21 protein-coding genes and 1 pseudogene are annotated in these 25,534 nt (G+C 72.2%); 12 read left to right on the top strand and 10 right to left on the bottom strand.

What is annotated here, in order from left to right:
* The first annotated feature begins 155 nt into the window (after positions 1-155).
* Positions 156-1,199: a zinc-dependent alcohol dehydrogenase family protein gene (locus tag BZL64_RS16570; RefSeq protein WP_086769955.1), complete on the top strand. Its 1,044-nt coding sequence runs from the start codon at positions 156-158 to the stop codon at positions 1,197-1,199.
* On the opposite strand, the gene BZL64_RS16565 is transcribed toward BZL64_RS16570, so the two are convergent.
* From BZL64_RS16565 to BZL64_RS16555, 3 genes are all read right to left on the bottom strand, one after another.
* Positions 1,180-1,788 carry a GNAT family N-acetyltransferase gene (locus BZL64_RS16565; protein ID WP_086769976.1) on the bottom strand — a complete coding sequence of 203 codons (609 nt, stop codon included), beginning with the start codon at positions 1,786-1,788 and terminating at the stop codon, positions 1,180-1,182. The two genes, BZL64_RS16570 and BZL64_RS16565, sit on opposite strands and share 20 nt — an antisense overlap.
* A 106-nt stretch (positions 1,789-1,894) precedes the next feature.
* Complete coding sequence (locus BZL64_RS16560) at positions 1,895-2,095, bottom strand: helix-turn-helix transcriptional regulator (RefSeq protein ID WP_086769954.1); 201 nt, start codon at positions 2,093-2,095, stop codon at positions 1,895-1,897.
* A gap of 254 nt (positions 2,096-2,349) precedes the next feature.
* Positions 2,350-3,267 carry a sugar phosphate isomerase/epimerase family protein gene (locus tag BZL64_RS16555; protein WP_086769953.1) on the bottom strand — a complete coding sequence of 306 codons (918 nt, stop codon included), beginning with the start codon at positions 3,265-3,267 and terminating at the stop codon, positions 2,350-2,352.
* Positions 3,268-3,391: 124 nt separating this feature from the next.
* Here BZL64_RS16555 and iolC point away from each other — a divergent pair, with 124 nt between their 5' ends.
* From iolC to mmsA, 5 genes are all read left to right on the top strand, one after another.
* On the top strand, positions 3,392-4,342 hold the full coding sequence (gene iolC, locus BZL64_RS16550) for a 5-dehydro-2-deoxygluconokinase (RefSeq protein ID WP_086769952.1): 951 nt from the start codon (positions 3,392-3,394) through the stop codon (positions 4,340-4,342).
* Positions 4,343-4,434: 92 nt separating this feature from the next.
* Positions 4,435-5,286 (top strand): Cgl0159 family (beta/alpha)8-fold protein, encoded by an 852-nt coding sequence (locus tag BZL64_RS16545; protein WP_086769975.1) that lies wholly within the window; start codon positions 4,435-4,437, stop codon positions 5,284-5,286.
* A 79-nt stretch (positions 5,287-5,365) separates the two neighbouring features.
* Complete coding sequence (gene iolB, locus BZL64_RS16540; protein ID WP_086769951.1) at positions 5,366-6,187, top strand: 5-deoxy-glucuronate isomerase; 822 nt, start codon at positions 5,366-5,368, stop codon at positions 6,185-6,187.
* Positions 6,184-8,061, top strand: a complete 1,878-nt coding sequence (gene iolD, locus BZL64_RS16535; protein WP_086769950.1) for a 3D-(3,5/4)-trihydroxycyclohexane-1,2-dione acylhydrolase (decyclizing) — start codon at positions 6,184-6,186, stop codon at positions 8,059-8,061. The genes iolB and iolD overlap by 4 nt, the downstream gene beginning before the upstream one ends.
* A 14-nt stretch (positions 8,062-8,075) precedes the next feature.
* A complete protein-coding gene (gene mmsA, locus BZL64_RS16530; protein ID WP_086769949.1) occupies positions 8,076-9,578 on the top strand; it encodes a CoA-acylating methylmalonate-semialdehyde dehydrogenase in 1,503 nt (500 codons plus the stop codon).
* Positions 9,579-9,648: 70 nt separating this feature from the next.
* Here the strand turns inward: mmsA and BZL64_RS16525 are convergent, their stop codons facing one another.
* Positions 9,649-10,500 carry an SCO4651 family lipoprotein gene (locus BZL64_RS16525; protein ID WP_086769948.1) on the bottom strand — a complete coding sequence of 284 codons (852 nt, stop codon included), beginning with the start codon at positions 10,498-10,500 and terminating at the stop codon, positions 9,649-9,651.
* 224 nt (positions 10,501-10,724) lie between these two features.
* Here BZL64_RS16525 and BZL64_RS16520 point away from each other — a divergent pair, with 224 nt between their 5' ends.
* The 3 genes from BZL64_RS16520 to BZL64_RS16510 all read left to right on the top strand — a co-directional run bounded on the left by BZL64_RS16520 (position 10,725) and on the right by BZL64_RS16510 (position 15,931).
* Entirely contained in the window at positions 10,725-13,355 is a 2,631-nt protein-coding gene (locus BZL64_RS16520) for an alpha/beta fold hydrolase (protein WP_167396153.1), read from the top strand.
* A complete protein-coding gene (locus BZL64_RS16515; RefSeq protein WP_373314843.1) occupies positions 13,352-14,260 on the top strand; it encodes an ABC transporter permease in 909 nt (302 codons plus the stop codon). The genes BZL64_RS16520 and BZL64_RS16515 overlap by 4 nt, the downstream gene beginning before the upstream one ends.
* A 147-nt stretch (positions 14,261-14,407) precedes the next feature.
* On the top strand, positions 14,408-15,931 hold the full coding sequence (locus BZL64_RS16510; RefSeq protein ID WP_086769947.1) for a vWA domain-containing protein: 1,524 nt from the start codon (positions 14,408-14,410) through the stop codon (positions 15,929-15,931).
* A gap of 91 nt (positions 15,932-16,022) precedes the next feature.
* Here the strand turns inward: BZL64_RS16510 and BZL64_RS16505 are convergent, their stop codons facing one another.
* From BZL64_RS16505 to BZL64_RS16495, 3 genes are all read right to left on the bottom strand, one after another.
* A complete protein-coding gene (locus BZL64_RS16505) occupies positions 16,023-16,430 on the bottom strand; it encodes a rodlin (protein ID WP_086769946.1) in 408 nt (135 codons plus the stop codon).
* A gap of 128 nt (positions 16,431-16,558) precedes the next feature.
* Positions 16,559-17,587 carry an LCP family protein gene (locus BZL64_RS16500; protein ID WP_086769972.1) on the bottom strand — a complete coding sequence of 343 codons (1,029 nt, stop codon included), beginning with the start codon at positions 17,585-17,587 and terminating at the stop codon, positions 16,559-16,561.
* Between the two features lie 112 nt (positions 17,588-17,699).
* Positions 17,700-18,110 (bottom strand): rodlin, encoded by a 411-nt coding sequence (locus BZL64_RS16495; protein WP_086769945.1) that lies wholly within the window; start codon positions 18,108-18,110, stop codon positions 17,700-17,702.
* Positions 18,111-18,381: 271 nt separating this feature from the next.
* Between BZL64_RS16495 and BZL64_RS16490 the strand changes: the two genes are divergently transcribed.
* On the top strand, positions 18,382-18,795 hold the full coding sequence (locus tag BZL64_RS16490; protein ID WP_086769944.1) for a rodlin: 414 nt from the start codon (positions 18,382-18,384) through the stop codon (positions 18,793-18,795).
* A 283-nt stretch (positions 18,796-19,078) separates the two neighbouring features.
* Positions 19,079-19,333, top strand: a complete 255-nt coding sequence (locus BZL64_RS16485) for a chaplin (RefSeq protein ID WP_086769943.1) — start codon at positions 19,079-19,081, stop codon at positions 19,331-19,333.
* A gap of 1,128 nt (positions 19,334-20,461) precedes the next feature.
* Here BZL64_RS16485 and BZL64_RS16475 read toward each other — a convergent pair.
* Entirely contained in the window at positions 20,462-21,718 is a 1,257-nt protein-coding gene (locus tag BZL64_RS16475; RefSeq protein WP_086769941.1) for an FAD-dependent oxidoreductase, read from the bottom strand.
* Positions 21,718-23,028: a carboxylate--amine ligase gene (locus BZL64_RS16470; protein WP_086769940.1), complete on the bottom strand. Its 1,311-nt coding sequence runs from the start codon at positions 23,026-23,028 to the stop codon at positions 21,718-21,720. The genes BZL64_RS16475 and BZL64_RS16470 overlap by 1 nt, the downstream gene beginning before the upstream one ends.
* Before the next feature lie 160 nt (positions 23,029-23,188).
* On the opposite strand from BZL64_RS16470, the gene BZL64_RS16465 reads away from it, so the two are divergent.
* Positions 23,189-24,562 (top strand): glycoside hydrolase family 26 protein, encoded by a 1,374-nt coding sequence (locus BZL64_RS16465; RefSeq protein WP_086769939.1) that lies wholly within the window; start codon positions 23,189-23,191, stop codon positions 24,560-24,562.
* A gap of 40 nt (positions 24,563-24,602) precedes the next feature.
* Here BZL64_RS16465 and BZL64_RS16460 read toward each other — a convergent pair.
* Positions 24,603-25,475: pseudogene (locus BZL64_RS16460) on the bottom strand (GNAT family N-acetyltransferase); the annotation flags it as partial.
* Positions 25,476-25,534: the final 59 nt, after the last annotated feature.

The following is a 25,534-nucleotide window of genomic DNA, read 5'->3' as shown; positions in this document are numbered from 1 at the left end:
GCCAGAGGCCAGAGGCCAGAGGCCAGAGGCCAGAGGCCAGAGGTCAGGGACCAAGGGCCAGGGCCCGGGGGCCGAGGACCGGGCTCTAGCATTCGCGGTGATCTCCCCGGCCGGGGACGGTCGGTGAGGGCGGGGACGGGCAGAAGGAGTCGCGCATGCGGGCTGTGGTGTTCGAGCGGTACGGAGAGCCGGCCGAGGTCCGGGAGGTGCCCGACCCGCGGCCCGCGGAGCACGGCGTGGTGGTCCGTGTCGAGGCCACCGGCCTGTGCCGCAGCGACTGGCACGGCTGGATGGGCCACGACCCGGACATCACCCTGCCGCACGTACCGGGCCACGAACTCGCCGGAGTCGTCGAGGAGGTGGGCGCCCGGGTCACGCGGTGGAGCCCCGGCGACCGGGTGACCGTGCCCTTCGTGTGCGGCTGCGGCAGCTGCCCGTCCTGCGTGGCGGGCGACCACCAGGTCTGTGAGCGCCAGACCCAGCCCGGCTTCACCCACTGGGGCTCCTTCGCCCAGTACGTGGCGCTGGACCACGCGGACGTGAACCTGGTCGCGATCCCCGACGACCTCTCCTACGCCACAGCCGCCGCCCTCGGCTGCCGGTTCGCCACCGCGTTCCGGGCGGTCGTGCAGCAGGGCCGGGTGGCGGCGGGGGAGTGGGTGGCCGTGCACGGCTGCGGCGGGGTGGGCCTGTCCGCGGTGATGATCGCGGCCGCCTCGGGGGCGCGGGTGATCGCCGTGGACGTCTCCCCGAAGGCCCTCGACCTGGCACGGTCGTTCGGCGCGGCAGCGTGCGTGGACGCGCGGGACACCGCGGACACCGCGGCGGCGGTGCGGGAGCTGACCGGCGGCGGGGCGCACCTCTCCCTCGACGCCCTCGGTTCGCCCGCCACCTGCGCCGCCTCGGTGAACGGCCTGCGCCGTCGCGGCCGGCACCTCCAGGTCGGTCTGCTTCCCTCCCCTGACGGCACGACACCCGTCCCCCTGGCCCGTGCCATCGCCCTGGAGCTGGAACTGCTGGGCAGCCACGGCATGGCCGCCCGCACCTACCCTCCGATGCTGGAGCTGGTCCGGGCGGGGGTGCTCCGGCCGGACCTGCTCGTCACCTCGACGATCACGCTGGACGCCGTACCGGAGGCGCTCGCGGCGATGGGATCGGCGCCAGGTGCCGGGGCCACGGTCATCGGGCCGTGGCGGTGAGGGCGGCCCACTCCCGGTCCAGGAGCGCCATCAGCACCTCGTCCACCCAGCCCCCCTCCCGCGGCGCGGCCTCCCGGCGCACGCCCTCCACCACGAAGCCCACCTTCTCGTAGACGCGCCGGGCCCGGGGATTGTCGCCGTACAGCTCCAACTGGATGCGGTGCAGGCCCAGTTGTTCGAAGCCGTGGCCGACGATCAGTCGGGTGGCCTCGGTGCCCAGGCCACGGCCCCGTCCCCGGGGTCCGATCAGGGTGCGGAAGGTGCAGGTGCGGGTGTAGGGGTCGTACTCGTGCAGGACGACCTCGCCGACGAGTTCACCGGTGGCCCGGTCGGTGACGGCGAGGTCGAGGCGGTCGGGCTGCGCGGAGCGCGTGGCGTACCAGGACCGCAGCCGGTCCAGGGTGAGTTCGCCGTTCGCCGGGAAGGTGAAGCGGATCACCTCGGGGTCGCCGATGATCTCCCACATGGTCTCGGCGTCCGCCTCGGTGAAGGGCCGCAGCACCGTTCTCTCGCCGGTGAGACAGGGTTTGACGGAGAACTCGGATACGGAGAAATCGGACCCGGAGGCCTCGGAGGCCCCGGAGGCCATCGAGGACGCGGAGAAGTCAGGAGCGTCAGGAGCGTCGCGCAGATTCACGGACAGCACTGTGCCCCACCCGGGGGCGGGGCACAGAACGGTTTTTCCAGTGGGGCCCTCAGTCGGTCCGGCGGCCCCGGTTGCCGGGCCGGGAGGCGACCCAGGTGCGGACGGTGTCGGCGTACCAGTAGGGCTTTCCGCCCTCCACATGGTCGGGCGGGGGGAGCAGTCCGTGCTTGCGATAGGACCGTACGGTGTCGGTCTGCACCCGGATGTGTGCCGCGATCTCCTTGTAGGACCACAGTCCTCGGTCGGTCATGAGTCGCACCTCCCTGCGCCTGCGGGGGCGGCGGCCGGGAGGCCGCCGGGGGGAGCCCGCCGCTGCGCTGGCGATCACCACGCCTGTGCCCGCTCAACGACGCGCAGTGACAGAGAGGAAGCGGCTGTTGACAGCGTGCGACATGCCATCCGCGTACGCGTGACATCGGTGACGGAACGTCAACGTTTGTGACGCAGATGACACAAACGCCGCAAAGGGGCGCCTGTGTCGGCCGCGCCCCCGCCCCCGGAGGGCTATGCCCCGCAGGACCGCAGGAACGCCCGAGTCCGCTGAGCGATGGGCAGCGGCGTGTCCGGAGCGCACGGATACATGTCCTGCTCCACGATCGCGAACAGATCGACGTCCAGCTTCTGCGCGGCCTCCAGTACGGGACCGAGGGCCGGCACCCCTGAAGGAGGCTCGCACATCACCCCGCGGGCGACGGCCGGCCCGAAGGGGACCTCCTGCGCCCGCACCTCCGCGAGGATCTCCGGGTCGACCTGCTTGAGGTGGAGGTAGCCGATCCGCTCCCCGTACGTCTCGATCAGCTTGACGCTGTCCCCGCCGCAGTACGCGTAGTGCCCGGTGTCCAGGCACAGCGACACGAGGCCGGAGTCGGTGCCGTCGAGGAACCGGACGACGTTCTCCTCGCTGTCGATGTGGGTGTCGGCGTGCGGGTGGACGACGATCTCCAGCCCGTACCGCTCCCGCACCTGCTTGCCGAGCCGCTCGGTCAGCGAGGTCAGATTGCGCCACTGCTCGGGCGTCAGCGTGTCCGGTTCCAGGACCTCGCCGGTCTTGTCGTCCCGCCAGAAGGACGGGATGACCACGAGGTGCCGTGCTCCCATGGCCTGCGCGAGCGCCGCGTTGTCCGCGACGTGCGCCCAGGTCTTCTCCCACACGGCCTCGCCGTGGTGCAGCCCGGTGAACACCGTGCCGGCCGACACCTTCAGGCCGCGCCTGGCGGTCTCCTCGGTGAGGACGGCGGGATCGGTCGGCAGATACCCGTAGGGGCCGAGTTCGATCCACTCGTAGCCGGAGAGCGCGACCTCGTCGAGGAAGCGCTGCCAGGGCACCTGCTGCGGGTCGTCCGGGAACCAGACGCCCCAGCTGTCGGGGGCCGAACCGACCCGGATGCGGGAAAGTGAGGGCTGAGGTGACAACGACGTCATGGCCGTCAGCGTGCTGTGCGGCCGCAAGGGTGTCAAGAGCTGGTCCGAATGTCTGGACAAAACATTGACAGGGTCCGCCATGCGGGGCTAGAAAGCCGTGGAGAGCCGATACGAAGGGAACTCGATGGCCTACGACCTGATCACCATGGGGCGGATCGGAGTGGACCTCTACCCGTTGCAGACGGGCGTGCCGCTGCCGCAGGTCACGTCCTTCGGGAAGTTCCTCGGCGGCTCGGCGACCAACGTCGCCGTCGCCGCCGCCCGCCTCGGCCGGGACACGGCGGTGATCACCCGCACCGGCGAGGACCCCTTCGGCACCTACCTCCACGAGGCCCTACGCGAGTTCGGCGTCGACGACCGCTGGGTCACGCCGGTTCCCGGCCTGCCGACCCCCGTCACCTTCTGCGAGGTCTTCCCGCCGGACGACTTCCCGCTCTACTTCTACCGCCGGCCCAAGGCGCCCGACCTGGAGATCGACGCCCACGAACTCGACCTCGACGCCATCCGCGAGGCCCGCGTCTTCTGGGTCACCGGCACCGGCCTGAGCGAGGAACCCAGCCGTACGGCGACGCTGGCGGCCCTCGCCCACCGCGCCAAGGCCGGCACCACCGTGTTCGACCTCGACTGGCGGCCCATGTTCTGGTCCGACCCGGATGCCGCCCGCCCCTTCTACGCCGAGGCTCTGAAACACACCACCGTCGCCGTGGGCAACCTGGACGAGGTCGAGGTCGCCACCGGCGTGCGCGACCCGCACGACGCCGCCCGCGCCCTCCTCGACGCCGGAGTCGAACTCGCCGTCGTCAAACAGGGCCCCAAGGGCGTCCTGGCCGTCAACAGCGCGGGCGACTCCGCCGAGGTCCCCCCGCTCCCCGTGGACGTCCTCAACGGCCTCGGGGCCGGCGACGCCTTCGGCGGCTCCCTCTGCCACGGCCTGCTCGCGGGCTGGGACCTGGAGAAGATCATGCGCCACGCCAATGCCGCCGGCGCCATCGTCGCCTCCCGCCTGGAGTGCTCCTCGGCCATGCCGACACCCACCGAGATCGAAGAAGCCCTCGCCGCCGGAGCGGTGCGGTGACGGCGGGCCGTGCGGGAGGAACCCCGCACGAGACCCACGCGGGGGCATCCGAAGCCACCCCCACCACCGTCGACGTCTCCGAACTCGTCCGCCTGCGCACCCACCACCCCGAGGCCATCGCCGAGGCCGCCGCGCGCCGCACCCGCCGCCCGCTGCTCGACGAGGCCGGCCGGCTGATGATCGTCGCCGCCGACCACCCGGCCCGCGGCGCCCTCGGCGTCGGCGACCGCAAGCTGGCCATGGCCAACCGCGCCGACCTGCTGGAACGCCTCTGCCTGGCGCTGAGCAGACCGGGTGTGGACGGTGTCCTCGCCACCGCGGACATCCTCGACGACCTGCTCCTCCTCGGCGCCCTCGACGGCAAGATCGTCATGGGCTCGATGAACCGCGGCGGCCTCCAGGGCGCCCGCTTCGAACTCGACGACCGTTTCACCGGCCACCGCGCGGAGGACATCGAGCGTCTCGGATTCGACGCGGGCAAACTGCTCCTGCGGATCGACTACGACGACCCAGGCTCGCTCACCACCCTTGAGTCGACCGCCCGCGCGATCGACGACATGGCGGCCCGCAGGCTGCCCCTCTTCGTCGAGCCGTTCATCAGCCGCCGCACCCCGGAGGGGAAGCTCGGCAACGACCTCTCCGCCGAGGCCGTCACCAAGTCGATCGCCATCGCCTCCGGCCTGGGCGGCACCTCCGCCTACACCTGGCTGAAGGTCCCGGTCACCGACAACCCCGACGACATGGCCGAGGTCATGGCGACCTCCACACTCCCCGCCGTCCTGCTGGGCGGCGAGGTGGGCGACGACCAGGACGGGGCGTACGAGAAGTGGCGCGGGGCGCTGCAACTGCCCACCGTCCGCGGCCTGGTGGTCGGCCGTTCGCTGCTGTACCCGGCGGACGGCGATGTGACGGCCGCCGTGGACACCGCCGTAGGACTGCTGTGAGGGCCGCGCCGAGCGTGAGCGCCGCGTGGATGGTGAGGCGCCCGCAGAACGTGAACGCCACCGGGAGCGTGAGGGCCGTATGAACGACAAGCTGCACATCCCCCGCGGCAGCACCGCCGGTGCCGACCACGTGCTCGACATCGACCCGAAGCGGGCCGGCTGGACGCACAGCAGTCTGCGGATCGTCGAGCTGGCGCCGGGCGGCACCCACAGCCTCACCACCGGTGACAGCGAGTGGATCGTGCTTCCGCTGGAGGGCGCATGTACCGTGCGGACCGCGGATGAAGAGTTCCAACTCCTGGGCAGGGAAAGCGTTTTCGCGTCGGTGACCGACTTCGCTTACGTTCCCCGCGACGCCCAGGCCCAGATCGCCTCCGGCGCGGGAGGCCGCTTCGCCCTGGCAGGAGCGAAGTGCGAGCGTCAACTCCCCGCCCGCTACGGCCCCGCGCCGGAGGTCCCCGTCGAGGAACGCGGCAGCGGCAACTGCGCCCGCCTGGTGCGCAACTTCGCCTCCGCCGACGCCTTCGACTGCGCCAAGCTGATCGCCGTCGAGGTCATCACCCCCGGCGGCAACTGGTCCTCGTACCCGCCGCACAAGCACGACGAGCACCGGCCGGGCGAGGAATCGGAGCTGGAGGAGATCTACTACTTCGAGATCGACGGACCGGGCGGCGTCGGCTACCAGCGCGTGTCCCCCTCGCGCGAGGGCGGCTCCGACGTCCTCGCCGAGGTCCGCTCCGGTGACGCCGTCCTCGTACCCGACGGCTGGCACGGCCCGTCCATCGCCCAGCCCGGCCACACCATGTACTACCTGAACGTGATGGCGGGACCGGGCGAGACCCGGGAGTGGCGGATCTGCTTCCACCCGGAGCACACAGCGACCACAGGGGGTTACCGATGACCACCAGGCTTACCGTGGCCCAGGCGCTGGTGCGGTTCCTCGCCGCCCAGTACACCGAGCGCGACGGCGTACGGCAGCGGCTGATCGGCGCGACGTGGGGCATCTTCGGCCACGGGAACGTCGCCGGCCTCGGCCAGGCCCTCGTCGAGTACGCCGACGAGATGCCGTACCACCAGGGCCGCAACGAGCAGTCGATGGTGCACGCGGCCGTCGGCTACGCCCGTCAGTCGAACCGGCTGTCCACGCACGCGGTGACGACGTCCATCGGCCCCGGCGCGACCAACCTGGTCACCGGAGCCGCCCTCGCCACCATCAACCACCTCCCCGTCCTCCTCCTGCCCGGCGACACCTTCGCGACCCGCGCCGCCGACCCCGTCCTCCAGCAGCTCGAAGTCCCCTACGCGGGCGATGTGTCGGTCAACGACGCGCTGCGCCCGGTGTCGAGGTACTTCGACCGCGTTACCCGCCCCGAGGCCCTGATCCCGGCCGCCCTCCAGGCGATGCGGGTGCTGACGGACCCCGTGGAGACCGGCGCGGTCACCCTCGCGCTGCCCCAGGACGTCCAGGCCGAGGCCTACGACTGGCCCGACGCGTTCTTCGCCGAGCGCACCTGGTCCGTACGGCGTCCGGGCGCCGACCCCGCCGAACTCGCCGAGGCGGTCACGGCGATCCGCGCGGCGAAGCGCCCGCTGCTCATCGCGGGCGGCGGCGTCCACCACAGCCGCGCGGAGGAGGCCCTCGCCGAGTTCGCCGCGGCCACCGGCATCCCGGTCGCGTCCACCCAGGCCGGCAAGGGCTCCCTGCGCCACGACCACCCCCAGGACGTCGGCGGCGTCGGCCACACCGGCACGGCGACGGCGGACGAACTCGCCCGCACCGCCGACCTGGTGATCGGCGTCGGCACCCGCTACACCGACTTCACCACGGCCTCGCACACCCTCTTCGGCCACGGCGACGTCCGCTTCCTCAACCTCAACATCGCCCCCTACGACGGCCACAAGCTGGCCGGACTGCCGCTCGTCGCGGACGCCCGCAGCGGCCTCCAGGAACTGACCCAGGCCCTCGGCCTGCACGCCCACCGCGTCGCGGACGCGTACGTCGCCGAGTACGGCGAGGACAAGGAACGCTGGGAGCAGCGCGTCGACGCCTGCTACGAGGCGGAGGAGCCCGACGTACGCCCGACGCAGCCGCAGGTGCTCGGCGCGCTGGACGCGATCGTCGACGAGTCGGACGTGATCATCAACGCGGCCGGTTCGCTCCCCGGCGACCTGCACAAGCTGTGGCGGGCCCGCTCCCGCGACCAGTACCACCTGGAGTACGGCTACTCCTGCATGGGCTACGAGATCCCGGCCGCGATCGGCGTGAAGCTCGCCGCGCCGGACCGCCCGGTGTGGGCGCTCGTCGGCGACGGCACCTATCTGATGATGCCGACGGAGATCGTCACGGCCGTGCAGGAGGGGATCGCGATCAAGATCCTGCTCGTGCAGAACCACGGCTACGCCTCCATCGGCGGTCTGTCGGAGGAGACCGGCGGCGAGCGCTACGGCACCGCCTACCGCTACCGGGCCGACGACGGGACGTTCACCGGCGCCCCGCTCCCCGTCGACCTCGCGGCCAACGTGGCCAGCCTCGGCATGCGCGTGCTGCGCGCGAAGACCGTCCAGGACCTGCGCGCGGCACTCGCCGAAGCACGCGCCGCCGACACTCCCACTTGTGTCTACGTCGAGACCCAAACGGCAGACACAGTGTCGGGCGCGCCCCCGGCGCAGGCCTGGTGGGATGTACCTGTGGCCGAGACCGCGACCCGAGCGTCCGCGGTGAAGGCCCGTGAGCTGTACGAACGGCACGTCTCCACCCGACGCCGCCATCTGTGAAGGAGCACTCGGTCATGACGAAGATCGTCAACCACTGGATCGGCGGCAAGTCCGTCGAAGGCGCGTCGGGTACGTTCGGGCCGGTCACCGACCCGGCGACCGGCGCGGTCACCACCAAGGTCGCGTTCGCGACCGTCGACGAGGTGGACGCCGCGGTCGCCGCCGCCAAGGACGCCTACGTCACCTGGGGCCGGTCCTCGCTGGCCAAGCGGACGGAGATCCTCTTCCGCTTCCGTGCCCTGCTCGACGCCAACCGCGACGCGATCGCCGAGCTGATCACCGCCGAGCACGGCAAGGTCCACTCCGACGCCCTCGGCGAGGTCGCCCGCGGCCTGGAGATCGTAGACCTGGCCTGCGGCATCAACGTGCAGCTGAAGGGCGAGCTGTCCACGGAGGTCGCCGGCCGCGTCGACGTGGCCTCGATCCGGCAGCCGCTCGGTGTCGTCGCCGGCATCACGCCGTTCAACTTCCCGGCCATGGTGCCCATGTGGATGTTCCCCATGGCCATCGCGTGCGGCAACACCTTCGTGCTGAAGCCGTCCGAGAAGGACCCGTCGGCCTCCCTCAAGATCGCCGAGCTGCTGGCCGAGGCCGGTCTGCCGGACGGCGTCTTCAACGTCGTCCACGGCGACAAGGTGGCCGTCGACCGCCTCCTGGAGCACCCGGACGTCAAGGCGGTCTCCTTCGTCGGCTCGACCCCGATCGCCCGCCACATCCACACGACGGCCGCCGCGAACCACAAGCGGGTCCAGGCCCTGGGCGGCGCCAAGAACCACATGCTGGTCCTCCCGGACGCCGACCTGGACGCGGCGGCGGACGCGGCGGTCAGCGCGGCCTACGGTTCGGCCGGCGAGCGCTGCATGGCCATCTCGGCCGTGGTCGCGGTCGGCGCGATCGGCGACGAGCTGGTGGCGAAGATCCGCGAGCGCGCCGAGAAGATCAAGATCGGCCCCGGCAACGACCCGACCTCCGAGATGGGCCCCCTCATCACCAAGGTCCACCGCGACAAGGTGGCCTCGTACGTCGAGGGCGCGGCGGCCGAGGGCGCCGAGGTCGTCCTGGACGGCACCGGATACACGGTCGAGGGCTTCGAGGACGGCCACTGGATCGGCATCTCGCTCCTCGACAAGGTGCCCACCAGCGCCAAGGCCTACCAGGACGAGATCTTCGGCCCCGTCCTGTGCGTCCTGCGCGTGGACACCTACGACGACGGCGTGGCCCTGATCAACGCGTCGCCCTTCGGCAACGGCACGGCCATCTTCACCCGTGACGGTGGCGCCGCCCGCCGCTTCCAGCTGGAGATCGAGGCCGGCATGGTCGGCGTGAACGTCCCGATCCCGGTCCCCGTCGGCTATCACAGCTTCGGCGGCTGGAAGGACTCCCTCTTCGGCGACCACCACATCTACGGCAACGACGGCACGCACTTCTACACCCGCGGCAAGGTCGTCACCACCCGCTGGCCGGACCCGGCCGACACCCCGGCAGGCGTCGACCTGGGCTTCCCCCGCAACCACTGACCCGCTGACACACGGGCGTACGGTGCCCTGCTCCCGTCCGGGGGCAGGGCACCGTCATGTCACTTCCCGATCACTGCCCGAGCGACTTGTCGCGCTGCTCGGTGACCGCCTCGGAGAGGTCGCCCGTGTCGGCGGCGGGCGGCGCCGTGATCGGCTCGGTGGCGCCGAACTTCCGGAACTCGATGGTGACGGTCATGCCGCCACCGGCCTGCTTCATCCGCACCGGCAGGTCCTTGCCGTCGACCCAGATGTCGTAGGTGAGCTTTCCGCCGCCGGCGTTCAGGGCGCCGAGGGCGGCCTTCTTCTCCGCGGCGGAGAACTTCGAGTCCTTGATCGCTTCCGCGCCGACGCTGCCCCGGTAGTGGGTGGTCTTCTTGCCGAGGACCGTCTCCTCGCCGAGATCCCTCACATCCGAGGACGTGCCGATGTAGCGCAGGCCCGACGTCGGGTCGGCGTTGTCCGCGATGTTGTCCGCGCCCGCCTCACCCGCCACGGCGGCGACGTCGATCCGCATCCAGTGCTTGCCCTCGAGCGGACCGCTGGCCTGCGGGTCGATGCCGTAGTAGTAGGCGCCGTCGACCATCTTGACGCGTGTCGTGGGGTCGTCCTGAAGGCCGCTCAGCTGCGCGGCGGCCGTGTCCATCTCCACGTCCATGGCGGCCCCGTCGCCCCAGGAGTACGTGCCGTCCATGGCGACCGGCGTGCCCGTGCCGATGGTGGTGGACATCTTCACCTCGGCCGAGCCGAGCTGTTCGGTCCGGTCGGTCGCACGGGTGAGCGCGGCCATGACCTTCTCCGAGCTGTCGGCCACGTCGGCCGCCTTCTGCGCGGTGCTGCGGACCGGGTCCGAGCTGCATCCCGTCGCCGCCACCAGCGCCGCCGCCGTGAGCCCCACCCAGGCAGCGGTGTACTTGACCTTCATCCGTCCCCACCCCGTCCACTGTGAATCACCTGTGCCACCAGACTCTAACGGCCCCCACTGACACGTCCGGATAGCGGACGGCGGCACGTTTCCCGCAGGGCGCGCGGGACCGACCCGTACCGCGCCTGGTGTACGCCGGCACCCCGCCGTACGCCTGTGGGAGGTCGGGGAGTTCGGTCTCCGGTCGACAACTTGCCGACAGTTTCACCCCGTACCGTTGACGCATGGATCTTCGACTGCGCGGACTGCGGCGGCCGCGGCGCATCATCGCTGCCGTGGCCGCCGTCGTCGTGCTCGCCGGCGCCGGCACCTGGACGGCCGTGGCCTCGGACGACGCACCCCCGGTGCACCAAGCCGACCAGGTCATGGCCGTCAACGGCGTACGCCTGGACACCTCCTACTTCACCTCCGGCGACTCCGGCCGCCGCCCCGCCGTCCTGCTCGGGCACGGCTTCGGCGGCACCAAGGACGACGTCCGAGAGCAGGCCGAGGACCTCGCCGCCGACGGCTACGCGGTGCTGACCTGGTCCGCGCGCGGTTTCGGCAGGTCCACCGGCAAGATCGGGCTCAACGACCCCAAGGGCGAGGTCGCCGACGTCTCCCAGCTGATCGACTGGCTGGCGAAGCAGCCGCAGGTCCAGCTCGACAAGGCCGGCGACCCCCGCGTGGGCCTGGCCGGCGCCTCCTACGGCGGAGCGATTTCCCTGCTGGCCGCCGGACACGACACCCGCGTCGACGCCATCGCCCCCGCGATCACCTACTGGAACCTCGCCGACGCCCTGTTCCCCGACGGCGTGTTCAAGAAGCTGTGGACCGGCGTCTTCTTCAACACCGGCGGCGGCTGCGCCAGGTTCGAGCCCGCGCTGTGCGCGATGTACGAGCGGGTCGCCGAGTCCGGCACCCCCGACGCGGCGGCCCGCGCCCTCCTGGAGGAACGCTCCCCGTCCGCCGTCGGCGACCGCATCAAGGTGCCCACCCTGCTGCTCCAGGGCCAGACCGACTCCCTCTTCACCCTCGCCCAGTCCGACGCCGCCGAGAAGGCCATCCGCGCCAACGGCGCCCCCGTCGACGTCGACTGGATCGCGGGCGGCCATGACGGCGGCGACCTGGAGGCGGGCCGCGTCCAGGCCCGCGTCACCTCCTGGTTCGACCGCTACCTCAAGGACGACAAGGGCGCCGACACCGGCCCCGCCTTCCGCATCACCCGCACCGGAGGCGTCGACTCCACCGACGGCGCCGCCCTCCTGCGTGGCGCGAGCGACGACACCTACCCCGGCCTTACCGCCGGCGACCGCTCGATCGCCCTGACCGGCCGCGAGCAGTCCTTCGCCAACCCGCCCGGCGCCAGCCCGCCCGCCGTCTCCGCCCTGCCCGGACTCGGCGGCGGCGGCCTCTCCCAGCTGTCCTCCCTCGGCGTCGGCGTCTCCCTCGACTTCCCCGGCCAGTTCGCCGCCTTCACCTCCGCCCCCCTCACCACGGACCTGCGCGTCACCGGCTCCCCGACGGCCACCCTCCACGTGAAGTCGACCAGCGAGGACGCCGTCCTGTTCGGCAAGGTCTACGACGTCGGCCCCGACGGCCGACAGCAGGTGCTGCCCTCCCAGCTCGTCGCCCCCGTCCGCGTCGAGGGCGCCAAGGCGGGCAAGGACGTCACACTCACCCTCCCGGCCATCGACCACGAGGTCGACAAGGGCCACCGGCTGCGCCTGGTCCTCGCCTCCACCGACCTCGGCTACGCCTCCCCGGCCGCCCCGGCGACGTACACCGTCTCCCTCGAAGGCGACCTCAAGGTGCCGACCGCCGCCGCCGTGAGCACCGCCGCCGCCCCGCTGCCCTCCTGGGTGTGGTGGCTGCCCCTCGCGGGCGCCGGCCTCGCCCTGGCCCTGCTGGTCACCGGCCGCCGCCGCACCACGACGCCCGCCCCCGACCCCGAGCTGGCCGAGGTCCCCCTCCAGATCACCGACCTGAGCAAGAAGTACGCGGGCGGCGACCGCTACAGCGTCCGCGACCTCTCCTTCCGCGTCGAGAAGGGCCAGGTCCTCGGCCTCCTCGGACCCAACGGCGCCGGCAAGACGACCACCCTGCGGATGCTGATGGGCCTCATCCGGCCGGACGGCGGCGAGATCCGCGTCTTCGGCCACGCCATCCGCCCCGGCGCCCCCGTCCTCTCCCGCGTCGGCGCCTTCGTCGAGGGCGCCGGCTTCCTCCCGCACCTGTCCGGCCGCCAGAACCTGGAGCTGTACTGGCAGGCCACCGGCCGCCCGGCCGAGGACGCCCACCTCGACGAGGCCCTGGAGATCGCCGGCCTCGGCGACGCCCTCGCCCGCGCGGTGCGCACCTACTCGCAGGGCATGCGCCAGCGCCTGGCCATCGCCCAGGCCATGCTCGGCCTGCCCGACCTGCTCATCCTCGACGAACCGACCAACGGCCTCGACCCGCCCCAGATCCGCGAGATGCGCGAGGTGATGATCCGCTACGCGGGGGCCGGCCGCACGGTGATCGTCTCCAGCCACCTGCTGGCGGAGGTCGAGCAGACCTGCACGCACCTCGTCGTCATGGACCGCGGCCGGCTCGTCCAGGCGGGCCCCGTCGGCGTGATCGTCGGCTCCGGCGACACCCTCCTCGTCGGCACCGCCACACCCGTGGAGGAGCCCCTCGCCGAGAAGGTGGCCGCGCTGCCCGGCGTCGCCTCGGCCGTCCCCACCGACGACGGACTCCTCGTCCGCCTCGACGCGGACGGCAGCGCCCAGCACCTGGTCGCCGAGCTGGTGCGGCTCGACGTGCCCGTGCAGTCGGTCGGCCCGCACCGCCGCCTGGAAGACGCCTTCCTCACCCTGATCGGAGGCTCCGCGTGAGCACGCTGACCGAGCCGGCCAAGCCCACCGGGCACCCCGAGCCCCCCGTGCCCGTCGCCACCGCCTCCGGCTACCGCGCCTCGCGCACCCTGCCCCTGCGCGTCGAACTGGCCCGTCAGCTCAAGCGCCGCCGCACCCTCGTCATGGGCGCCATCCTCGGCGCGCTGCCGTTCGTCCTGGCCATCGCCTTCGCGATCGGCGGCGAACCGGGCGACGGCGGCGAGGGCGGCAACCGCATCAACCTGATGGACACGGCCACCGCGTCCGGCGCCAACTTCGCCGCCGTCAACCTGTTCGTCTCCGCGGGCTTCCTGCTGGTCGTCCCGGTCGCCCTGTTCTGCGGCGACACCGTCGCCTCGGAGGCCAGCTGGGCCTCCCTGCGCTACCTCCTCGCCGCCCCCGTCCCACGCGCCCGCCTGCTGTGGTCCAAGCTCGTCGTCGGACTCGGCCTGAGCCTGGCCGCGATGGTCCTGCTGCCCGTGGTCGCCCTCCTCGTCGGCACCGCCGCCTACGGCTGGGGCCCCCTGGAGATCCCCACCGGCGGCGCCCTCGACGCGGGCACCGCCGCCCAGCGGCTCGTCGTCATCGTCGGCTACGTCTTCGTGTCCCAACTGGTCACCGCGGGACTCGCGTTCTGGCTTTCGACGAAAACCGACGCCCCCCTCGGCGCCGTCGGCGGCGCGGTCGGCCTGACCATCGTCGGCAACGTCCTCGACGCCGTCACCGCCCTCGGCGACTGGCGCGACTTCCTCCCCGCGCACTGGCAGTTCGCCTGGGCCGACGCCATCCAGCCCACCCCCGAGTACTCCGGCATGATCCAGGGCACCGCCGTCTCGGTGACGTACGCCGTCGTCCTGTTCGCCCTGGCCTTCCGCGGGTTCGCCCACAAGGACGTCGTCTCCTAGCTCTCCGGAGGATCACCTACCGGTCTCGGCGGGCCCCGGCCGTGCCCGCTTCGAGACCCATCCGCAACACCCCGTGCCGCACGTTCGGGCCCCCTGTGCCGTCACAGTCACGTATGTCGACGTCAACGACCACAGGGGGCACCACAGATGGAGACGACCCACCGCATCCGAGGACTACTGGCCGCCGCGGCCGCCGCACTCCTGCTGCTCACCGGCTGCGGCGCCGGCAGCTCGGACAGCAGCACCGACAGCAGTGCCGACTCCGCCGAGCGCAGCGGCGACTTCCCCGCCCCCGCGGAAGGCGACACGGGATACGAGGACGAGGACCAGCGGCGCGAACCGGCGAAGGACCACCTCTCCACCTTCGCCCTCGACGTCGACACCGCCTCCTACGGCTACGCCCGCCGCGCCCTCGCCGACGGTGACACCCCCGACCCGTCGACGATCCGCCCCGAGGAGTTCGTCAACAGCTTCCGCCAGGACTACGAACGCCCCGACGGCGACGGCTTCTCGGTCACCGTCGACGGCGCCCGCACCGGCGAGGACTGGTCCCTGCTGCGCGTCGGCCTCGCCACCCGCACCGCGCCCCGGACCGGCGAACGCCCGCCCGCGGCACTCACCTTCGTGATCGACATCTCCGGCTCGATGGCCGAACCCGGCCGCCTCGACCTCGCCAAGGAGTCCCTCGGCACGATGACCGACCGGCTGCGCGACGACGACTCCGTCGCCCTCGTCACCTTCAGCGGCGAGGCCGAGACCGTCCTGCCGATGACCCGCCTCGGCGACCGACGCGGCCGTGTCCACGACGCCATCGACGGCCTGGAACCGACCGACTCCACCAACCTCGGCGCCGGCGTCGAAACCGGCTACGCCACCGCCGTCGAAGGCCTGCGCGAGGGCGCCACCAACCGGGTCGTCCTCGTCTCCGACGCCCTCGCCAACACCGGCGACACCGACGCCGACACCATCCTCGAACGCGTCGAGGGCGCCCGTCGCGACCACGGCATCACCCTCTTCGGCGTCGGCGTCGGCAGCGACTACGGCGACGCCCTGATGGAACGCCTCGCCGACAAGGGCGACGGCCACACCACCTACGTCTCGAACGACGGCGACGCCGAGAAGGTCTTCTGCGAGGAACTCCCGAGGCACATCGACCTGACCGCCCGCGACGCCAAGGCCCAGGTCGCCTTCGACCCGCGCACGGTCGAGGAGTTCCGCCTCGTCGGCTACGACAACCGCCGCGTCGCCGACGACGACTTCCGCGACGACAGCGTCGACGGCGGCGAGGTGGGCCCCGGCCACACCGTCACCGCCCTGTACGCCGTCCGCACCAGGCCGGGCGCCGAGGGCCACCTCGCCACGGCCACCGTCCGCTGGCTCGACCCCGCCACCCGCACCCCGCACGAGACGTCGGGCCAGCTGGAGACGGACGCCGTGCACGAGGACCTGACGAGCGCCCCCGCCCGCTTCCAGGTCGCCGCCACCGCCGCCTACTTCGCCGATGCCCTGCGCGGCGGCGGTGGCGACGGGGACTTCGCCCCCCTGCCCGACGCCCCGTCCCTCACCGAACTCGGCAAGACCGCACGGACCCTGGCGAGGCGGACCGAGGACCCGGAGGTCGGCCGCCTCGCCGACACGATCGGCCTGGCCCGCCGGGACGGCGACTTCTAGGACGCCCACCGCACCGCACGACACGCACCACATGACAAAGCGGCGGGCACCGGAAGAACCGGTGCCCGCCGCCCGCGGTCGTCGGCCGGACTCAGCCGTTGCCCGCGCCGTTGCCCGAGAGCGCGGAGATGTCGTCGAGGATGTGCGACAGCGGCTCGTCACCCTTGGCCTGGGTGGAGTTCTCGACGCACTGCTGGTTCTGCGGGGCCGACAGGATCGGGATGTCCTGGACGGCGATCGGGATGAGGCCGATGAGCGAGCCCACGTTGGCCTTGACCGGCAGGCCGACACACGGCTTGTTCAGCGAACCCTGGACCAGCGAGAGCTGCGGGCTCATCTTGCCGAACGTGGCCGAGTTGCCGAACTCCGACGAGGCGCCGTTGCCGCTGGCGGAGGTGGTGCCGCTGTCGTCGCCGATGGCCAGGGCCTGCGGCGCGGACATGGCCGCGACACCGGCTACGGAGGCGGCGATGGCCGCGGTTGCCCACAGCTTCTTCATGGTTCTTTCCCTTCGAAAAGCGGACTCCGGGGGAGGAGCTGCATGATCGTCAACGTGTTCCGGTGGCCCGGGGTTGCGGGCTTTGCCCCGATTGGCGCAGCGCACCGCCGTCCCGTTCCGCGCGCCCCTCAGCGGCATGCGTACGCGCTCCCACGCACGGGTGTGGTGGTGCCGAGGATGTCCGGCGGGTCCTTCGGCGTGGGCTGGGTCCCCTTCGCGACCAGCGGCCGGTCCTCGCGGATCCTGGCGAACAGTTCGTCGGCCCGGCGCCGGTCCCAGGTCAGGGCCGAGCCGACGCCCGCCTCGGGCGGGGCGAACCCGGAGATGGGCACGGTGGTGAACTCCGTCGCCGACGACGGCAGCACCCGCAGCGCGCCCGCCAGCTCGGCCAGCTCCCCGACGGAGAAGCCCTGCGGCCCGGACCCGAGGAGGGTGCGCACCAGGGATCCGGCCCGCCCCGGATCGGCGAGCACCTTGGCGGACTGGACCCCGCGCAGCGCCTGCACGAGGAACCGCTGCTGACGCTGGATCCGGCCGAGGTCGGCGCTGCCGTCGACATGCCGCGAGCGGACGTACTGAAGGGCGCGTCCGCCGCCGAGCCGGTGCTTGCCCGGCGCGAGGTCCAGCTTGGTCGCTGAGTCCTTGAGCCGCCGCGGCGTGCACACCTCGACGCCGCCGACGTCGTCGACGCCGTCCATGAAGCGCCGGAAGTCGAGCTGGACATAGCGGTCGACGGACACTCCGGTCATCGACTCGACGGTCCGCACGGCGAGTTCCGGCCCGCCCTCCTGGAACGCGGCGTTGATCTTCGCCGGATGCGGCGGCCGCTCCTGCCCGCTCGCCTCGTCGCGGTACGGCGGGATCTCGGCGTAGGAGTCGCGGGGCAGGCCGATCACGCTGACGCGGTCCCGGCGGGCGGAGACGTGGACCAGCATGAGGACGTCCGTGCAGCCGCAGGGGTGACCGCCCGCGTGGAACTCGCGTTTCTCGGCCGCGGTGATGGTGTCCCGCTCGTCGGTCCCCATCAGCAGGATGTTCATCGCGCGCGGGGCGGACTCCCGGCCGGGCGACGCGAAGCCGGTACCGAGCAGCGCGCCCGCGGTCGCCAGGACGACTGAGGGGATCGCCAGGCGGCGGGGCCAGAGGTTTCTCTTCATCGTCACGCGCCGCACGCTAGAACAGCGGGCCGCCGGTGATCCGGCGGCCCGCTGACGGGGTGGAGAAACCACCCCCGGGCTCAGGAAGAGAACCCGTTCACCTCGATCAGGCTCAGTGGTTCGCGGCGCCGTTGCCGGCGAGCACCGAGATGTCGTCGAGGATGTGCGACAGCGGCTCGTCGCCCTTGGCCTGGGTGGAGTTCTCGACGCACTGCTGGTTCTGCGGGGCCGACAGGATCGGGATGTCCTGGACGGCGATCGGGATGGCACCGATGAGCGAACCGACGTTGGCCTTGGCCGGCAGGCCGATGCAGGGCTTGTTGAGGGAGCCCTGGATGAGCGCCATCTGGGGGCTCATGTTGCCGTAGGTGGCCGAGTTGCCGAACTCCTGGCGGGCACCGTTGCCGCTGGCGGAGGTGGTGCCGCTGTCGTTGCCGATCGCGAGAGCCGGGGCGGCGGCAGCAGCGGAAACGCCGACGACGGAGGCGGCGACCGCGGCCGTGGCCAGAACCTTCTTGATCACTTCTAGTCCCTTCTGAGATACCCCGTCCTCCGGAGCGTTCTGATCAACTGCCTTGGCCCCGTTTGGTTCCCCTTCTTCACTCCGATGGCCTACGGCCGGACAGGCCGGCGCGGGGAATGGAGCGGGGAATCCGCGTACTTTCCGACCGCCGCCGCCCGCGTCGGCGAAACCGATCGGGTGACGGGCCGCAACCAAAACCGGCGCACCGGGTTGAGTGGGGGCAGGCAGATGCTCCTGGCCGCCGAGCCAGGGCAGGGAAAGGAAAAGCGAAATGCTGAAGAAGGCAATGGCCGCGGCGGCGGTCGCCGCTTCCGTCGTCGGTATGTCGGCGGCGGCCGCGCCCCAGGCGCTTGCCATCGGGGACGACAGCGGTACCACCTCCGCGAGCGGCAACGGTGCGCACGAGGCGTTCGGCAACTCGGTGACCAAGGGCGACATGAGCCCGCAGGCCACCCTGGTCCAGGGCTCCGTCAACAAGCTGTGCGCGGGCGTCCCGGTCAAGGCGAACGTTGCGTCGCTGCTGGGCGTGCTGGTGCCGGTCGCCGTGCAGGACATCCCGGTCCTGTCGGCCCCGCAGAACCAGCAGTGCGCCGAGAACTCCACCCAGGCCAAGGGCGACGAGCCGCTGTCGCACATCCTGAACGACATCTCGGCCGTGTCGGGCAACGGCGCGGGCAACGGCTGACCGTCCGCCGCCTTCCCGTCCGCCGGACGGCCCGTGCGCTGTGCACCGGCCGTCCGGCGCTTTTTTGACGACGTCCCGTCATCTTTTTTTGGTCCCGTTCCGAAGAATCGATTCCTCTTCACTGGACCTAACGAGTTGATTATGTGAAGGCGTTCGAGTGAATTACCCGGCGCCACGCGTTCGTCAGTTTCCTCCTGCGGCTATCTCTCGTTTGCAACCTTGCAGGTCATGGTGCGAGCCGTTCCGGCTGTGCTCGCTCGGTTATTCCGACCGTCATCGAGGCATGACCGCAGATGAAGGGAACGTCATGAAGAAGAGCGCTGCTGTCGTCGCGGGTCTGGTTCTGGCCCTGGGTGGGGCCGCTGCTCCGGCCTTTGCCGACTCCGGTGCCAACGGGGCCGCCATCGGTTCCCCGGGTGTCCTCTCGGGCAACGTGGTGCAGGTCCCGATCCACATCCCCGTCAACGTGTGCGGCAACACGATCAACATCATCGCGCTGCTGAACCCGTCGGCCGGCAACGTCTGCGTCAACGACTGACGACGCCGTCACACCAGCCGCACGGCTGGGTCAAGGCCGGTCTTGGACAACTGCTCCACGTTCAAGGCCGGCTTTTCCCACTTCTTCAAGCAGGAAGACCACGAGATTGCGACAGACCCTGAGCAAGGGAATGGTCGCGGCCGCCGCCGCGACGAGCATTCTGTCCCTGTACGGCGGTTCCGCCCTCGCCGACTCACACGCGGACGGCACCGCCAGGAACTCGCCCGGAGCCGTGTCGGCCAACGCGGACGGGAACGACCGCTCCCACGAGGCATCGTCCGGCGAGGACGAGCCCGGCTACGGCGACAGCCCCTCCGGTGGAGAGGACAAGCCCGGCTACGGTGACTCCCACCCCGGTGACGAGGAGCCGGGCTACGGCGACTCCCCCTCCGGTGGTGAGGAGCCCGGCTACGGCGACAGCCCCGAGGAGGACTGCGGAGGTTACGGCGACACGTGTGGCGGCGAAACGACGCCGCCGCCCGGTGGCCACACGTCTCCGCCTCCGGGTGGTCACACGTCGCCACCGCCCGGTGGTCACACCAGTCCGCCTCCGGGTGGTCACACCTCGCCTCCCCCTGGTGGCCACACCAGTCCGCCTCCCGGTGGTCACACCTCGCCGCCGCCCGGTGGTCACACGAGTCCGCCTCCCGGTGGTCACACCTCACCGCCGCCCGGTGGTCACACGAGTCCGCCTCCCGGTGGTCACACCTCACCGCCTCCGGGTGGACACACGAGCCCGCCTCCCGGTGGTCACACCTCACCGCCTCCGGGTGGACACACGAGCCCGCCGCCCGGCGGTCACACCTCACCGCCTCCGGGTGGACACACGAGCCCGCCTCCCGGTGGTCACACGAGTCCGCCTCCGGGTGGTCATACCTCGCCCCCGCCCGGTGGTCATTCCACCCCGCCGCCCGGTGGGCACAGTCACCCGCCGCACGGAGGTGACCGGCCCGAGCTGCCGCACACCGGCAGCGGGGCTCTGCTGGCCGCCTCGGGCGTCAGCGCCGCGCTGATCACCGCGGGTGCCCTGCTGTACCGACGAGGCCGCGCCGCGACCCGCCGTTGACGGCGACGAGTGCCGGACGCCTCGCACGCGCCCGGCACTCGTGCCGGTCCTCAGGCCGGTCCTCAGGCCGGCAGGGCGCCCGACGTGTCCTGCCGTGACCGCCCGCCCGGCGCCGGAACCCGGTCGCCGCCCGGCACCCCGGACCGCAGCCGGCGCCGTACCCCGCGCACGAGAGTCCCCGCGGTGAAGGTCGCGCCGTGCACGAAGCGCATCGCCGGGCCGAAAGCCGACGCCGTGACCAGACCGGCCAGGAACAGGCCGGGGTACGACGACTCGAAATCCCGGCCCACCTCGGGCGAACCGTCGCCCACCGCGGCCAGCGTCCCGCGCAGTTCGTCGGCCAGCAGCCCGAGCCGGTCGCGCGAGGCCCGGAACCCCGTCGCCGCGATGACGTGCTCGGTCTCCAGGGAGCCCGCGCCCCGCACCTCCAGCCGTACGCCCCCCGGTACCGCGCGGGCCGCCGTCACCTCCTGGCCGAGCCGCACCGGTACGGCGTTCTCGACCCGGTCACGTACCCACCAGGCGCCGGCCGGGCCGAGGGCCGTCGACGTGATCCGGGCGCGGGTCGGTTCGGGCAGGCGCCGGTACAGGCCGGGCCGCTCGGCGTAGAACCAGTTCCGCCAGCCGCAGCCCAGGCCGCTGTGCGGGGCGCGGGCCGACCGCCACCAGGGGCGCTGCCAGGGCGGCGGCACGTCGTTCCAGCGCAGCCGGTCGGCGCGGGCCAGCACCCTTACCCGGGTGCCCTGCTCGGCGAGGAGGGCCGCCGTCTCCAGGGCCGCCTGGCCGCCGCCGATCACGGTGACGTCCCGGCCGCCGAACCGGGCCAGGTCGTCGTGGTGGCTGCTGTGGGTGACGAGGCCGCGGGGCAGCCCGCGCAGGGGCGACGGCATCTCGACGAACGGCATGACGCCGACGGCCAGGGCGACCGCACGGGCCGCGACGACCTCCCCGTCGTCGGTGACCGCCTCGAAGCCCCCGGTCAGGGGCGCGATCCGGGTCACCGTGCGCTCGTCGACCGCGGGGACGGCGTTGCGGGCGAACCACAGCCCGTACTCCGCGAACATCTCCACCGGGATCGGCTCGCCGTGACGGGCCGTCACGCCGCGGGTCGCGCAGTAGGTGTCGAGCCGCCGGCGCCGGCCGGGGTCGGAGAGGTTCGACGCCCACGGCTCGGACTTCAGGTACATCCCGGCCGGCATGTGGTCGCGCCAGGAGGCCATCGGACGGCCGAAGACGCGCAGGCTGAGCCCGGCGGCAGCGGCGTGGGACGCGATCGACAGGCCGTACGGCCCGGCACCGACCACCAGCAGGTCGTACATCAGCGGCTGCTCGCCTTCTCGTCGTCGGCCGGGCACGGTACATGCGGTACTTCGGGGAGGCCGGTCAGCGACGACGGGGGCGGTGGGCCCTGGCGGACCACGCGGGGCAGGGTCCCGGTCGCGCCCGTCGCGCCGGTCCGGCGCGGCCGGCCCAGCAGCCGGCGGGTGACGTGGGCGGCCCACAGCCCCCACATGGCCCGGCCGGGAGCGGCGTCGTCCGCGGCGTACCAGGCGAGTTCGCGGCCGTGCGGCGCGGCCCGGCGCAGGGCGGTCAGCGGCGCGTAGTTCTCCACGACGAAGGTCCGACCGGGACGCGCCCGCCCGTCCGGCAGCGGACGATGTGTCAGGTCGAGGTGCTGGGCGCGTACGACGTCCAGGCCGGCGGTGTCGGTGAAGAGGCGGAACTGGGCGCCGGGGCGCGGGTTGAAGTCGAGCAGGTGATGGCGGCCGGTCGTGGCGCAGCGGCGGAAATCGAGGTCGAGGATGCCGCGGTAGCCGAGCTGGGCGGCGAGGAGTTCCGCGAGGGTGACCACCTTCGGGTCGGGGGCCCATTCACCGACCGCGGTCAGACCCGCGCCGCGCGGCCAGGCGCACAGCTTGCGGCCGGGGCCGCCGCCGCGCAGCGCGCCCGAGCGGTCGGCGTACGCGTGGAAGAACCAGTCGCGGCCGGTGCCCGGCGGGAGGAACTCCTGGAGCAGCAGCGGGCTGCCGGCCTCCTCGCTGCGCAGGTACAGCTCGCGGACCTCCTGCGGGGACCGCACCACGACCGTGCTGCGCAGCCCGGACCCGGACGGCAGCAGCCAGGGCCGGCTCCACTTCGCCACCACCGGCAGGCCGAGCCGCCAGGCGGCGGACGCGGCCTGCGCCGCGCTGTCCGGGACGACGGTGACCGGGTGCGGGACGCCCGCCGCCGCGCACAGCCCGGCCAGTTCGGCCTTGTCGGCGACGCGTTCGGGAAGGGCGGCGGGCTGCTGCGGCAGCAGATAGGCGGGGGCGAGTTCGGTGCGCAGACGGCTCACCGCGACGGCGCCCGCGTCGTCCATCGGGATCAGGACGGCCGGCCGTTCGATGCGCGCGGCGACCCGCAGCAGCGCGGTGGCGATGTCGGCGAGGGCCGCGCCGGGCGGCGGCGGATGCAGCCGTCGGACGAAACGGGATCTGCCGACGGGACTTCCCGTCACCTCGGCGACCAGATGGACATCGATTCCGGCTCTGCCGAGGGAGCGCACGGCCCCCAGTGTTCCGTGGTGAAAGGGATTCTGATCGATGCGCAGGAGAACGGCGGGGACGCGTGTGTCGAGCTGCGACACGTCTTTCTTCCTTCGGTTGTTTCACCGGTGCGGACGAGCAGGACACTCGAAAGCCGTAACGGCGGTGGCGGGATTCCTTTTCCTGTGACTTTCATATGACTGAGTGTCAGTAATGCGCTTGCGCATCGGTGACAGCACGAGAGTGGAGAAAGGAGCAGGCATGGCCCCACAGCAGCGACGCGCCCGGTCTCGGCGGCTTGCCGTTGTCGCGGCGGCGGTCGCGGCGTCGGCGGCACTGGCGTCCGGCCCTGGATTCGCGGCGGGCGCGGGGATGGCGCGGGTCGCCGATCCTCCCGCTCCCACGCCGGCCGAAGCCCAGAGCGCGACTCCGGCCCCGGACCCGACTCCCACTCCGACTCCGACTCCGACTCCGACTTCCGATCCCCGTTCGGCTCAGCCGCAGTCTCCGGCTGCGTCGCAGACTCCGGCTCCGACCCCTGCGGCGACCGCCAAGTCCGGCCCCGCCTTCGGCGCCTACCTCGACTACGGCCCCCTCGGCGTGGCCCGGATGGCCCAGCTCAGCGACTGGCTCGACGGGGCCGAGCTGCGGGTCGGCCACACCTACCTGCCGGGTGACCGGTGGAGCAACATCGAGGGCCGGCCCGGCTTCCTCGACGTCTGGGCCGACTGGCGGGCCGAGAAGGACGACCGGATGCTCGTCCTCAACGTCCCCATGCTGGAGCGCAACGAGGAGGGTGTCTCCGACGCCGAGGTGCGGCGGCTGCTGTGGCAGGGCGCGGCCGGTCAGTTCGATCACCACTTCCGCGCACTGGCCGAGCGGCTGGTGAAGGCCGGTGCACCGGACACGGTGATCGTGCTCGGCTGGGAGATGAACGGCATCACGTACACCCATCGCTGCGGGCCGGACCCGGAGGCCTGGAAGACGTACTGGAAGCGGATCGTCACCGCCATGCGGGCGGTGCCGGGCCAGGAATTCAAGTTCGACTTCACGCCGAGCCGTGGCCGGGACGCCGTCCCCTGGACCCAGTGCTATCCGGGGGACGACACCGTCGACATCGTGGGAATGGATTCCTACGACCAGCCGAGCGGAATTTCCTTCGACGAGCAGGTGACAGAGCCCTACGGACTCCAGGAACACGTGGACTTCGCCAAAAGTCACGGCAAGCCCATTTCCTATCCCGAATGGGGGCTCTTCCGCAACGGTGACAACGTCGAATACATGCGGCGGATGCTCGCCTGGATGGACGAGCACAAACCGCTGTACAACACGGTGACCGACTACTGCCCGCACGGTGTGTGGCAGTGCTCGAAGAACCCCAAGGCGTCGGAGATCTACCGCGCGGTGCTCTCCGGCCGAACGGACGAACCGGCGACACCGACCGCACCGACCACACCCACGACTCCGGTGCCGGCGACTCCCGAGCCCTCCACGGAGCCCACGACCGAGCCGACCCCGCCGCCCACCCCGCTGCCCGCGGTGAACTGCTCGCCGCTGGATCTCGGCGACTGGGTCGAGTACTGGATCGGCGGCAAGCTGTGCGTGCGGCTGGACTGGTGGTCGCGCAACGGCTGAGTGGTACCCGCGGTGCGCGCCCGGTGGCGGCAGGCCCATGTCAGGGCCTGCCGCCACCGGCACGTTCCTGCTCCTCCCGCCGCTCGTCCCAGCGGCGCAGAAGCTCCTTGCCCCGGCGCCGCGCGGCCACGTCCCACACCGCCGCCGACAGCAGCGGGGCGGTGCGCCGACGGGCGAGCAGCAGCCGCTGGTTGACGACCGGCTCGGGCCGCCAGTGGTGCTTGTACGGCTCGTTGCCGCGCAGCAGGCTCAGGGTGCCGCGCGCCTCGTGGCGGGTGTGCTCCGAGCAGGCGTCGAGCAGCATCACCGCCACGTCCGCCTTGTGTTCGCGCAGCCGCGGATGAGCGCCGTAGAGGTATCCGCCAGCCAGGCGGCGCGACAGGAGGGTGAGGTCGACGGCCACCACGTCGTCGTCGAGACGGAACTCGGTGACCACGGCGTCCCCGGAGCGCACCATCGGCCCGACCGAGCGGACCAGGTGCTCGCAGAAGCGGGCGCGCAGATGCTCGTTCGTCACCTTGCGGCCCTGCCACTGCAATCGGTGCAGCTCCAGCAGCCGCCGCAGCGCCGAGTCCACCGCGTCCGGGTGGACGACCTCGCGCCGCACGCCGAGCGCGGTCAGCTTGCGCAGCTTGGCCCGCACCCGCTGCGCCTTCGCCGACGGCAGCCGCGCCAGCAGCTCGTCCATCGGTACGGCGGGCAGTTCCAGGCACACCGAGTCGCTCACCCGGCGCCTCGGTCCGCTCCAGCGCTCGTACACCCGCTCCACCGCGCTGCCCGGCCGGACCTCGCGGAAGTCGATCAGCGCGGTGCGGGCCGCTGCCGCGAGTGCCTCGGTGAGCGCGGCCACTGCCGTCTCCGTGCGCTCGTCGTCGACCAGCACGTCCCCGTAGTCGGAGATCGCCCCGCTGATGGCCGTACGCCGTCCGCTGCCCGCGCTGGTGCCGCTCGGCGGGGCGATCTCCGACTACG

Origin of the sequence: Streptomyces bobili (assembly GCF_002154575.1) — a bacterium.
Lineage (GTDB): Bacteria > Actinomycetota > Actinomycetes > Streptomycetales > Streptomycetaceae > Streptomyces > Streptomyces bobili.
Note: the sequence above shows the minus strand (reverse complement) of the source record. Positions and strands in the feature narration are given on the sequence as shown.